General features: G+C 63.0%; 7 protein-coding genes. 3 read left to right on the top strand and 4 right to left on the bottom strand.

Translation table 11 applies throughout. The features are described 5' to 3' along the window. Positions 1-92: 92 nt before the first annotated feature. Both LB571_RS15530 and LB571_RS15525 read left to right on the top strand, forming a co-directional pair. Positions 93-2,462: a DUF1989 domain-containing protein gene (locus tag LB571_RS15530; RefSeq protein WP_224595733.1), complete on the top strand. Its 2,370-nt coding sequence runs from the start codon at positions 93-95 to the stop codon at positions 2,460-2,462. Between the two features lie 253 nt (positions 2,463-2,715). Further along, positions 2,716-4,425: an APC family permease gene (locus tag LB571_RS15525; RefSeq protein ID WP_015318922.1), complete on the top strand. Its 1,710-nt coding sequence runs from the start codon at positions 2,716-2,718 to the stop codon at positions 4,423-4,425. 69 nt (positions 4,426-4,494) lie between these two features. On the opposite strand, the gene LB571_RS15520 is transcribed toward LB571_RS15525, so the two are convergent. The 4 genes from LB571_RS15520 to LB571_RS15505 all read right to left on the bottom strand — a co-directional run bounded on the left by LB571_RS15520 (position 4,495) and on the right by LB571_RS15505 (position 11,525). Beyond that, on the bottom strand, positions 4,495-7,641 hold the full coding sequence (locus tag LB571_RS15520) for an efflux RND transporter permease subunit (RefSeq protein ID WP_224595721.1): 3,147 nt from the start codon (positions 7,639-7,641) through the stop codon (positions 4,495-4,497). Between the two features lie 253 nt (positions 7,642-7,894). Continuing rightward, on the bottom strand, positions 7,895-9,037 hold the full coding sequence (locus tag LB571_RS15515; RefSeq protein WP_140724636.1) for an efflux RND transporter periplasmic adaptor subunit: 1,143 nt from the start codon (positions 9,035-9,037) through the stop codon (positions 7,895-7,897). 55 nt (positions 9,038-9,092) lie between these two features. Beyond that, positions 9,093-9,698 (bottom strand): TetR family transcriptional regulator, encoded by a 606-nt coding sequence (locus LB571_RS15510; RefSeq protein ID WP_140715134.1) that lies wholly within the window; start codon positions 9,696-9,698, stop codon positions 9,093-9,095. 186 nt (positions 9,699-9,884) lie between these two features. Further along, positions 9,885-11,525, bottom strand: coding sequence for an acyl-CoA synthetase (locus LB571_RS15505; protein ID WP_224595717.1), 1,641 nt, complete (start codon positions 11,523-11,525; stop codon positions 9,885-9,887). A 197-nt stretch (positions 11,526-11,722) separates the two neighbouring features. On the opposite strand from LB571_RS15505, the gene LB571_RS15500 reads away from it, so the two are divergent. Further along, complete coding sequence (locus LB571_RS15500) at positions 11,723-12,688, top strand: sugar-binding transcriptional regulator (protein ID WP_140715138.1); 966 nt, start codon at positions 11,723-11,725, stop codon at positions 12,686-12,688. Positions 12,689-12,751: the final 63 nt, after the last annotated feature.

Raw genomic sequence — 12,751 nt, 5'->3', positions numbered from 1 at the left:
CCCCGCCTTGCCAAACTCCGCTCCGCTGCTATTCTTGCCGCTAAAATAATTTCACGCACAGGCAAACTTGTTTCTCGAACCGCAAGGCTGAGATGAGCCAGTCGCCCTACCCCACCGTGACAGCCGGACCGCCCAGGCCAAGCCTGATCCTGCGGCCTGGCCAGATCGCGCTGCCGGCCGGCATGGAGCGCTATACCGTACAGGGGAATGGCGCGGTGCTGATCGAGGTCGAGGCCGGCGATACGATCACGGTTCGCAACGTCGAGGGAGGCCAGGCCTGCGAGTTGCTGGCCTGGGACAGGTCAGGCGCCAGCGATCCCGGCATTCTCGGTGAAAAATCCAACAGCAATGCCGCCGGCATCAAGGCGCTGCTCACCGAGGGCGACGACAGTCTTTCGGCGGTGCGCCGCGGCCTCGAACGCCGCCAGGTTCAGCTTGGGCAGGCCGAGGCGGTGCGCGTGTTTGGCGGCACCACACCAGCCGGTACCGAGCAGGCATTCACAGTCGCGCGCGACGGCGCGATGCTGATCGCCGCACCCGGCGGTCCGATGCTGGTCGACGGGCACGACACAGCGACGCCGCTCAGCGTCGTCGTGCGGCGCAACACGATCCGCCTGAAAACGAAATCCCGGCTTGCCGATCCATTGGCCGATCCGGTGCTCGATTTGCGCGTTCATTCGGCGACGGCGGAATCGTATTTCGTCAAGGCGGGCGACTATCTGCAGATCATCGATGTCGACGGGCGCCAGTGCACCGACTTCCAGTGTTTCTCGGCCCGCAAGCTGGACAAGGGGCTCGACCATCCGCTCGACGTCACGACCACGCGCACGCTGATGGGCGCAAGCTATCCGATGCCCGGCCTGCATTCGAAATATTACGACCAGGACATGGAACCGCTGGTTGAGGTGGTGCAGGACACATGCGGCCGGCATGATGCCTTCGCGCTCGCCTGCGCGGCGAAATATTATGACGACATCGGCTATCCCGGCCACACCAACTGCTCGGAGAACTTTAATCGCGCGCTGGACGGCAAGGGCGTCAATCCCCGCGCCGGCTGGATGGCGATCAACTTCTTCTTCAACACGGCGGTCGACGCCCATGGCGTCATGGTGTCGGACGAGCCATGGTCGCGGGCCGGCGACTATGTTCTGCTCAGAGCGCTGACCGACATCGTCTGCGTCTCCTCGGCCTGCCCCGACGACACGACGCCGGCCAATGGCTGGGACCTGACCGACATCCACGTGCGGACCTATTCCGGCCAGCACAAATTCTCGCGAGCGATCGCCAGACGCATGACGCCTGATTCGGAACCGAAAATGACCCGCGAGACAGCTTTCCATTCGAGCTTTGCCAAACACACACGCGACTTCGTCGAGTACAGGGGCTATTGGCTGGCCAATTCGTTCGCCAGGGAAGGCGCCATCGCCGAATATTGGGCCTGCCGGCAGGATGCCGTGATCATGGACCTGTCGCCGCTGCGCAAGTTCGAAGTGACCGGCCCGGATGCCGAAGCGCTGCTGCAATATACGCTGACGCGTGACGTCAAGAAGCTCGGCGTCGGCCAGGTCGTCTACTCCGCCATGTGCTACGAACATGGCGGCATGATCGACGACGGCACGCTTCTGCGGCTCGGCAAGGACAATTTCCGCTGGGTTGGCGGCGACGATCTGTCCGGCGAATGGCTGCGCGAGACGGCGACAAAACTCGGCCTCAACGTGCTGGTGCGCTCGTCCACCGACCAGATGCACAACATCGCCGTGCAGGGACCAAAGAGCCGCGCCATCCTGAAGGAGGTGATCTGGACCTCGCCCGTGCAGCCATCGATCGAGGAACTCGAATGGTTCCGCTTCGCCGTCGCCAGGATCGGCGGCGGCAACGGCATCCCCGTCGTCGTCTCGCGCACCGGCTATACCGGCGAACTCGGCTACGAGATTTGGTGCCATCCGCGCGACGCGCAACAGGTCTTCGACGCGATCTGGGAGGCCGGCCAGCCGCATGGGCTGAAGCCTATGGGCCTGCAGGCGCTCGACATGGTGCGCATCGAGGCCGGACTGATCTTCGCCGGTTACGAATTTTCCGACCAGACCGATCCGTTCGAGGCCGGTATCGGCTTCACCGTGCCGCTGAAGAGCAAGACCGACGATTTCATCGGCCGCGAGGCGTTGATCCGGCGCAAGGATCATCCGCAGACAAAGCTGGTCGGCCTCGACATCGACAGCAATGTCGCCGTCGGCCATGGCGACTGCGTCCATGTCGGCCGCGCCCAGATCGGCATCGTCACGTCGGGCATGCGCTCGCCGGTGCTGAGCAAGAACATCGCGCTGGCGCGGCTCGACGTCGCTCATGCCGCTGTCGGCACGGAGGTCGAGATCGGCAAGCTCGACGGCCACGCCAAGCGGCTGCCGGCTCGGGTCGTGGCCTTTGCCCATTACGATCCGCAAAAGACCAAACCACGTTCCTGACCTGCCCTTTTGGGACTCGCAAAGCGCCCGCCGGCCGCACCGCCGGACGCTTTGATGTTCGCGCGCGCAAGCGTGATGTGCATGGTTTCACAAATCGCTTGACGTGACGGCGCGCCGGATCAATCTTCACTCCTAAGAAAAAAATACGACTGAGTGGAAACACTGCGGCCGGAACGATCATTTGCCGGGGAGTAAGTTTCGCGTAGCCGAGGCATCACTGGCGGGGAACATCGAAAAAGGGGAACTCATCCACATGAGCACAATAAGTACGGTCCTGGACCAGCCTGCCGAAAGCAAGCTGCTCAGGCATATCGACTGGCGCGGCGCCTTCTGGGTGGCGAGTGGCGTTCCGGCGCTGGTCCTGTTCTCGATCGGCGGCATTGCCGGCACGACGGGAAAGCTGGCGTTCCTGATCTGGACGGTCTCCATGATCATGGGCTTCCTGCAATCCTTCACCTATGCCGAGATCGCCGGCCTGTTCCCGAACAAGTCCGGCGGTGCCTCGATCTACGGCGCCACGGCCTGGCTGCGCTACTCCAAGTTCATCGCGCCGCTGTCGGTGTGGTGCAACTGGTTCGCCTGGTCGCCGGTGCTGTCGCTCGGCTGCTCGATCGCCGCCGCCTATATCCTCAATGCACTGGCGCCGGTGCCGCTGTTCACCGAGGCCTCGCCCGATGTCGTCGCCTACATCGCCGCGCACGCCGGAACGGCGCCTGCCGACGCCATCACCGCAGTGACCGCCGCCGCGACGCCGGCGATCCGCAACTGGACGCTGTGGAGCCACACGCTAGGCCCGGTGTCCTTCACGCTCAATGCCACCTTCTTCATCGGCGCGGTGCTGATGCTGATCATCTTCTCGATCCAGCATCGCGGCATTCTGGGCACTGCCAGCGTGCAGAAATATATCGGACTGCTGGTCATTATCCCGATGCTGATCGTCGGCGTGGTGCCGATCTTCACCGGCCAGATCGACTGGTCGAACTTTTCGCCGCTGGTGCCGCTCGCCGCCGCCTATGCACCTGAGCCCGGCTCCTGGAACATCGCCGGCTGGACATTGGCGCTCGGCGGCATGTTCATCGCCGCATGGTCGACCTACGGGTTCGAAACCGCCGTCTGCTACACGTCGGAGTTCAAGAACCCGGGTACCGATACGTTCAAGGCCATCTTCTATTCCGGCCTGCTCTGCATGCTTTTGTTCATCCTGGTGCCCTTCACCTTCCAGGGCGTGCTGGGCTTGAACGGCATGCTGGCAACACCGATCGTCGACGGCTCCGGCGTGGCCGATGCGCTGGCCGGCATGGTCGGCGGAGGCAGGCTTATCCACAGTCTGCTGGTGATGCTGATGATCCTGGCGCTGGTGCTGTGCATCATGACGGCGATGGCCGGCTCGTCGCGCACGCTCTACCAGGGCTCGGTCGACGGCTGGCTGCCCCGTTATCTCAGCCACGTCAACGAGCACGGCGCGCCGACGCGGGCCATGTGGACCGATCTCTGCTTCAATCTGGTCGTGCTGGCGATCGCCTCGGCCGACGCGACGAGCTTCTTCTTCATCCTCGCCGTGTCGAACTGCGGCTACATCATCTTCAATTTCCTCAACCTCAATGCCGGCTGGATCCACCGCATCGACAACGGCCATATCGCACGGCCGTGGAAAGCACCGAGCTGGCTCTTGGGGATCGGGGCGATCTTCGCCTACGTCAACGCGATCTTCATGGGCGCAGGCGCCAAGGTGTGGAACCCGATGGCGCTGTGGGCCGGACTGATCACGGCGGCGCTGATCATCCCGGTGTTCTGCTTCCGCCACTACATCCAGGACAAGGGCAAATTCCCCGACCACATGCTGGCCGATCTCGGCATGGCGGGAGCCGACCTTTCGGTCAAGAAGGCGGGCATGCTGCCCTATCTGACGCTGGTCGCCGGCGTGGCGGTCATGCTCATCGCCAATTGGGTGTTCGTCATCTGATGGTCTGACTGCGGCCTAAATCATTGCATCAAGGAAAACCGGCCGGTCGCAAATCGACCGGCCGGTTTTTTATTCCGCCGCCAACGGCAGTTGCGGCCGTTCGATGCCTTCGATCTCCCCTGGCTCCGGCGCCTGCTGGTCGGTCTTCGCCTTCTTCGGCTCGCGGCCGAAGAAGAGCGCATAGCCCGCCGGCAGCACCAGGATGGTGAGCACGGTGGCGACCAGAATGCCGCCCATCATGGCATAGGCGAGCGGTCCCCAGAACACGCCGCGCGAGATCGGGATCAGTGCCAGCACCGCCGTCATCGCCGTCAGCACGATCGGCCTGAAGCGGCGCACGGCCGAGCCGACGATCGCTTCGGAACGGTCCATTCCCTTGGCAATGTCCTGGTCGATCTGGTCGACCAGGATGATCGAGTTGCGCATGATGATGCCGAGCAGGGCGATGACACCGAGGATGGCGACGAAGCCGAACGGTGCACCGCTGATCAGCAGAGCCGCGGCCGCGCCGATGATGCCGAGCGGGCCGGTGGCCAGCACCAGCATCGCCTTGCCGAAGTTCTGCAGCTGGATCATCAGGAGCACGACGATGATGGCCAGCATGATCGGCGCCTTGGCGGCGATCGAAGCCTGGCTTTCGGCTGAATCCTCCGCACCGCCCTGGATCTCGATCTTGTAACCGGGCGCCAGGCCGTCACGCAGGCCCTGCATGTCCTTGTACATCTTGGTGACGACGTCGTTGGACTGCACGCCGTCTGGCAATGTGGCGCGCACGCTGATCGTCGGCAGGCGGTCGCGCCGCCATTCGATGCCTTGCTCCAGCACAGGCACCACCTTGGCCACCTGCGACAGCGGCACGAAGCCGCCGAAATCGGTCGGGATATAGACCGAGTCGACCGACGACAGCAGGCTGCGGCTGGCATCCGGCTCGCGGGCGACGATCGACACCGTCTCCTCGCCGTCGCGGAAATCGTCAAGCGGCGCGCCGGACATCGTCGCCTGCAGCATCTGGCGGATGCGCTGCGAGGTGACGCCGAGCGCACGGGCACGATCCTGATCGATAACCAGCTTCATCGCCGGAACGGGCTCCAGCCAGTCGTCATGGACGGCGCCGAGCAGGGGATCCTGCCGGAACTTCGCCTTCACCTGGTCGGCGATGCGGCGCACCTCCTGGCGGTCCGGACCCATGACGCGCATCTGCACGGGCCACCCGGTCGGCGGTCCGAGGAACAGGCGGTCGACCTTGGCACGGATCGACGGGAAGTCTTCTGCCAGAACCGTGCGCAGCTTGACGATCAGCCGCTCGCGCGCCGGCTCGTCATTGGCCATGACCAGCATCTGGGCGAAGTTCGGGTTGCGCAGTTGCTGGTCGAGCGGCAGGAAGAAGCGCGGGGCGCCCTCGCCGATATAAGTGGCGATGAAACGCTTGTCCTTGTCGTCCATCATCTTGGCTTCCAGGGCCTTGGCCTGCGCCTCGACCTCCTTGATGCTGGTGCCTTCCGGCAGCCAGAGGTCGACGAGAATTTCGGGCCGCGACGATTGCGGGAAGAAATTCTGCGGGATGAACTGGAACGCCCAAAGGCTGGTGCCGAAAGTCGCCAGCGTCATCACCAAAACGATGATGCGATGGCGCACGGCCCAGCTGACCGTGGCACGCAGCCGACGATAGAAGCCTGTGTCGAAGGCGTCGTGATGGCTGCCGGCATGCTTGCGCTGCTTAAGGATCATATAGCCGAGCCACGGCGTGAAATAGACCGCCACGAACCACGACACGATCAGCGCGATGCCGACGACATAGAACAGGGTGCGCACATATTCGCCAGCCGTCGAAGCTGCGAACCCAACCGGTATGAAGCCGGCGGTGGTGATCAGTGTGCCGGTCAACATCGGGAAGGCGGTCGAGGAATAGGCGAAGCTCGCCGCCTCGATCTTGACCAGCCCCTCCTCGAGCTTGCGCTCCATCATCTCGACGACGATCATGGCATCATCGACAAGCAGGCCGAGCGCGATGATCAGCGCGCCCAGCGAAATGCGCTGCAGGTCGATGCCGATCTCGTACATGATGGCGAAGGTGGCGGCGAGCACCAGCGGTATGGCGATGGCGATCACCAGCCCCGAGCGCCAGCCGATCGACAGGAACGAGACGACGAGCACGATCAGCAACGCTTCGCCGAGCGCATGCATGAATTCGCTGACGGCATCCGTGACGACGCCCGGCTGGTCGGAAATCTGGTCGACCGAAACGCCATAGGGCAGCGCCTCCTCGAAGCGCTTGTAGGTCGCCTCGACATCCTTGCCGACATCGGTGACTTTAAAACCCTTGGCCATGACCACGCCAAGCTGCACGCTGTCGTGGCCATTGAAGCGGTATTTGCGCTGGAAGGGGTCCTCCAGGCCCGAAGTGACGGTGGCGATGTCGCCCAGCCGGGTAACCTGGCCGCCGGCGCGCAGGCGCAGTTCGCGGATGTCGGCCGCCTTGGCGACGTCGCCTTCGACCGAGATGCGCACCGAATTGACGCCGGTGTCGACGGAACCCGCGGGGTCGACGTTGTTCTGGCCCTTGATCGCGTTCTGCAGGTCGGTCAGCGTCAGGCCGCGTTCGGCCAGCGCCTTGGACGAGACGTCGATATAGAGCTTTTCCGGCTGGTCGCCGATGATGACGGCCTTTTCGACGCCGGGCGTCGTCAAAAGCATATCGCGCGCCTGGATGGCGAACTTCTTCAATTCGGGAAAGGAGAAGCCGTCGCCGCTGATCGAATGCAGGGTGATAAACGTGTCGCCGAACTCGTCGTTGAAATACGGGCCGAGCAGGCCTTGCGGCAGGTCGCCCTGGATATCGCCGACTTTCTTGCGCACCTGATAGAAAGCATCCGTCACTTCGGCGGCGTTGGTGTCGCCCTTGATCTGGACGGTGATGATGGCGCTGCCGGCGCGGGTGAAGGAACGCACGAAATCGAGATGCGGCGTCTCCTGCAATTTGCGCTCGATCTTGTTGACGACCTGGTCCTCCATCTCCTGGATCGAGGAGCCCGGCCAGATCGCCTGCACGACCATGACGCGGAAGGTGAAGTCGGGATCCTCCTTCTGGCCCATGCGCATCAAGCCGAGCGCGCCGGCTATGATGATCAGCCCGAACAGGAAGCGCGCAATGGAGGGATGGCCGATGGCCCAACGCGACAGGTTGAAGGGACGCTTTTCTTCAGTGGGGGTCGTCATCGGAAGTGGTCCACTTTGCTTGGTTGCCGGCGCTTGGTGCTTCGAAAAAGGGGCTTCGAGGAAGCGCGCGCGGAACGAAATCATCTGCGTTCGATACTGGCTTCCGGGCGGCGTTGCTCTTCAAGCGGAGAGACACTCATCGCGGTGGGACGCGAGGATCGATGCGGGGGTACATCGGCCTTGACGTCTCGACCTTCGGGCACGCCGCCCGGAAACCTGCGGCCGCGGGAACGCGCGGCCGACCTGTCTGTCGTCAGCGCAACTGGCTGGCTTCGTCGCCCTCGGCCGAGGCGGACTGCTGTGCGGTGCCGCCGGGGAGTTTCACCTTCAGGTTCTCGGTCATGAACTGCGTACCGGCGGCGACCACGACGTCGCCCGGTTTCAATCCCTCCGCGACACGCACGCCGTTTGGGGCGAACTCGGCGACCTTGACGGGACGGGCATGCACGGTGTCGGCGCCACGATCGACCGTCCAGACGATCGACTGGCTGTCTTTCTCGGCGAGTGCACTGAGCGGGATGGACACGAGCTGCTTTTCGTTGGCCGCCGACGCCTCGATATTGGCGGTCATGCCGAGCAGCACGCGCGGGTCGTTGGGCAGGCTGACGCGGACGGCAAAGGTGCGCGACTGCGGATCGGCGCTGCCGGCGACCTCACGGACCTTGCCGTCAAGCTTCAGCCCATCGTCCGACCAGAAGCCCGCCTTGACGTCCTTGCCCGGCTTGAACTCGGCGATCTCCATTTCCGGAACCGCGATCAGCACTTCCTTTTCACCGTCGACCGCGACGGTGACCACGGGCGTGCCCGAGCCGACCACCTGGCCGACATCGGCGTTTACCGCCGTGACGATGCCATCCCTGTCGGCCTTGAGGTCGGTATAGCCGACCTGGTTCCTGGCCTGGGCAAGCGTAGAGCGGGCGGAGTCGCGCGTGGCGATTGCCTGGTCATAGGTCAGTGTCGCCTGTTCGAGCTGCGATTTCGGCGCGAAGTTCTTGGCGAAAAGCTGTTCGGCGCGCTTACGGGCGAGTTCGACCGTCTCGACCTGCCGTTCAGAGGCATCGAGTGCCGCCTGCGCGCTCTTGACCGACAGGTCATAGTCGGAGGGATCGATGCGGGCGAGCACGTCGCCAGGCGCCACGTGCTGGCCGATGTCGACGAGACGCTCGGTGATCTTGCCATTGACCCGGAAACCCAGCGTGCTCTCGGTGCGGGCGCGCACCGATCCGGAATAGGACAGCGTACGGGTGTCATGCGCCTGGGCGATCTCGACGACCTTCACCGGACGGATGATGTCCTTCACCTCGGCTTTTTCCTGTGAGCAGCCGGCAAGCCCAAGCGATGCGACGATCAGGCCGGCAGCTGGCAGCTTGCGAAGGATGGAACTGGGCAAAAACATTTCGGTACTCCCGACTGGAAGACGGACTGTCGACACCGGCACCGGCTGGCGACGGCTATTTCAAGGCTCTGATGGCGTAATCGATGAGGTCGTCGGGCATTGCCCGATTGGTCTTGGCGAGGCACTGCGCCACCATCTGCGGATGGCACAGGATGACGGTGGCGGCACCGAAGCAGCGCGATGCGGTCACCGGGTCCTGCTTCCTGAACTCGCCGGCCTCGATGCCCTCGCCGATCACCTCGGCGAAAAGATCGTGAATGCTGTCGACATGCTTGTCGATGACGCCCCAGTCCCGCTCGAGCGCGACGATGACCATCTCGTGGACCTTCTGGTCGTCGAGCATGACCTCCATCGTCAGCTTGTATTGTGCATGCACATAACGACGCAGCCGCTCCTCGGCGCTGATCGGCAGGTGCATGATCTCGTAAGCCATCTTGTAGCTGGCGCCGAGCATCCGGCCACATACGGCTTGGTGGATTTCGACCTTGGACGCAAAGAAACGATAGATGTTGGCCGGTGACATGCCGAGTTCGCGGGCGATGTCGGCGACATTGGTCTTGCCGTAGCCATAGTGCCGGAACAGGCGCTCGGCGCAATCGAGTATGCGCGTTACATTTTCCTGTCGGGCGATGTCGGCGACGATGTTGGCGGCTTCGGACATAGCTCTCTGTCAAATAACGAGTGACGAATTTCGATTTTCATCACTCGTAAATCTAAATGAGCGAGGTGTCAACGCGGATTCGGTGTACGCGTACGATAGGTGACAATTGGTGACATCCAGTAGACGTCAAAAGGCGCCCTCAGGATGCGGACCATTGAAAATATTCTCTCGAAAATCCCGGGGGCTTCAGGCGACCTTGGCCATTTCCCGCAGCCGGAACTTTTGGATCTTGCCGGTCGAGGTCTTCGGTATCTCGGCGAAGATCACCGCTTTCGGCACTTTGAAGCGGGCGAGCAGCGTCCGGCAGTGCTCGATGATCTCGGCCTCGCTCGCCTCCTTGCCCGGCTTCAGTTCCACATAGGCGACAGGCACCTCGCCCCATTTGTCGTCATGGCGCGCCACGACGCCGCAGGAGGCGACGGCAGGATGCTTGTAGAGCGCTTCCTCGACCTCGATCGAGGAAATGTTCTCGCCACCGGAGATGATGATGTCCTTGGAGCGGTCCTTGAGCTGGATATAGCCATCCGGGTGCATGACGCCGAGATCGCCCGAGTGGAACCAGCCGCCGGCGAAAGCCTCGTCAGTCGCCCTGCGGTTCTTCAGGTAACCCTTCATGACGATGTTGCCACGAAACATCACCTCGCCGATGGTCTCGCCGTCGGCGGGCGTCTCGGCCATGGTCTCGGGATCCATTACCGTCAGGCCTTCGAGTGCGGCATAGCGCACGCCCTGCCGTGCCTTCTTGCCCGCCCTCGCCCCTTTGTCGAGTGCGTCCCAGCCATTATGCCATTCGTTGACGACAGCGGGACCATAGGTCTCTGTCAGGCCGTAGAGATGGGTGACGGCAAAGCCGGCATCGGCCATGCCCGACAGCACGGCTTCGGGCGGCGGGGCGGCCGCCGTGTTGAAGGTGACAGTTTGCGCAAACGCGCGCTTGTCCTCGTCCTTGGCGTTGATCAGCACCGACATGACCACCGGCGCCCCGCACAGATGGGTGACGCCATGATCGGCGATAGCGTCATAAATGGGCTTCGGCCGCACCCAGCGCAGGCAGACATGCGTGCCGGCCTGGACGGCGAGCGTCCAGGGAAAACACCAGCCATTGCAGTGGAACATCGGCAAGGTCCAGAGATAGACCGCGTGCTTGGCCATGCCGGCATGGATGGTGTTGGTGTAGGCCATCAGCGCAGCACCTCGGTGATGGTAGACGACGCCCTTGGGATTGCCTGTCGTGCCCGAAGTATAATTGAGCGAGATGGCGTCCCATTCGTCGTCCGGCATCGACCAGGCGAACGCCTCGTCGCCATTGGCGACAAAGGCCTCATAGTCCACCGTGCCGACCCTCTCGCCTTTCGGATAGGGCGCGTCGGTGGCGTATTCGGGATCGTCGTAGTCGATGACCAGCGGTTTGACCACGGCCAGACCGAGCGCTTCCCGCACCACGCCGGAAAACTCGCGATCGACGATCAGCACCTTGGTCTCGGCATGGTCGAGTTGGAAGGCAATGACGGCGGCGTCGAGACGCGTGTTGAGCGAGTGCAGCACCGCCTTGGTCATCGGCACGCTGAAATGCGCTTCCAGCATCGGCGGCGTGTTCGACAGCATGACCGTCACCGTGTCGCCCTTGCCGATGCCATGCTTGTGCAGGGCCGAGGCGAGCTTCAACGAACGGCGCCAGAAATCGCGGTAGCTTATGCGCTGGCTGCCATGGATGATGGCGACATGGTCGGGATAGGTTCTTGCAGCGCGCTCCAGATAGGTGAGCGGCGTCAGCGGCTGGTGATTGGCCGCGTTCCTGTCGAGATCCTGTTCGTAGGGATTGGCCATCCCATTCTCCCCAAAGTCTTTTCGAGCTTTCTAACCTTACGCTCGTCGTCACGCTATCCCCCTGAAGGGCTGAGAATGCTATCCTGCACCGACTTGCTAGAATGGGGGTCTGTGCCGCGCCGGCAGGAGATCTCTTCCTGTTTATCCAAATTTGACTTTTGTCGAGAGCCGTGACTAATGTCAGTCAAGGAGGCGGCATGGCGATCCGACCGGCAGAACAGCTCATCCACAAGGCGGCCTGGCTTTACTATGCCCATGGGCTTCGCCAGGACGAAGTGGCCAATCAACTCAACATTTCGCGCGCCTCCGTCGCCATGTATCTGCGCAAGGCGCGCGAGACAGGCATCGTCAACATCTCGACCTCGACGCAGCTCTTCACGGACGACGTCATGGCGCGTAGGCTGGAAGACGCCCTGAAGCTCGACGCCGTCTGGATCGCGCCTGAGAACGCCTATCTCGCCGACCCCTCGACCGATATCGCGGTGCTGGCGGCAAGCGTTTTCCTGGAACTCGTCGGGAAAGGCGACCGCATCGGCGTCGCCTGGGGCCGCACCGTCTACACCATCGCCGACATCATGTCCTATGCCGACCTGCAGGACGTCACCGTGGTGCAGCTCTGCGGCAATCTCGGCGCACCCTATTCCTACCGGCCCGATCAATGCACTATGGAAATCGCGCGCCGGCTCAATGCCAAGGGCCTCAACTTCTACGCGCCCCTGGTGCTGTCGACCGAGGAACTGGCGCAAGGCCTGCGCGCCGAACCTGTGATCCGCGACCAGCTTGCCGGGATCAGCGACTGCGATCTTGCGCTCTACTCCATCGGCGCGGTCGATGCCGACAGCCATCTGGTGAAGTGCGGCGCGCTGACGGCAGCCGAGATGGCGGCGCTGCGCAGGGAAGGTGCCGCAGGTGTCATTGCCGGGCAGATCATCGATGCCCGTGGCGAGTTGCTCGACTGCAGCTACAACCGGCGGGTCATCTCGGCGGGGCTTGCTTCACTGCGCGTCATCGGTAAGCGGCTGATGGTCGTGCAGGAAGACAGCAAGTTCGAGCCGCTGCTCGCCGCGATCGCCGGCGGCCTCTGCACGCATCTGGTGGTCGGCGCGCATATGGCGCAGCGGCTGCTCGATCATGCCGGAACGTCAGCAGAAAAGGCGTCCTGAAAACCAATCCTTTGCCGACGCATTTGTCATCAAGGCGTCGCGGCATTCCTGTTCACCATCAAA

The organism is Mesorhizobium sp. BR1-1-4 (assembly GCF_020165375.1).
GTDB lineage: Bacteria > Pseudomonadota > Alphaproteobacteria > Rhizobiales > Rhizobiaceae > Mesorhizobium > Mesorhizobium australicum.
Note: the sequence above shows the minus strand (reverse complement) of the source record. Positions and strands in the feature narration are given on the sequence as shown.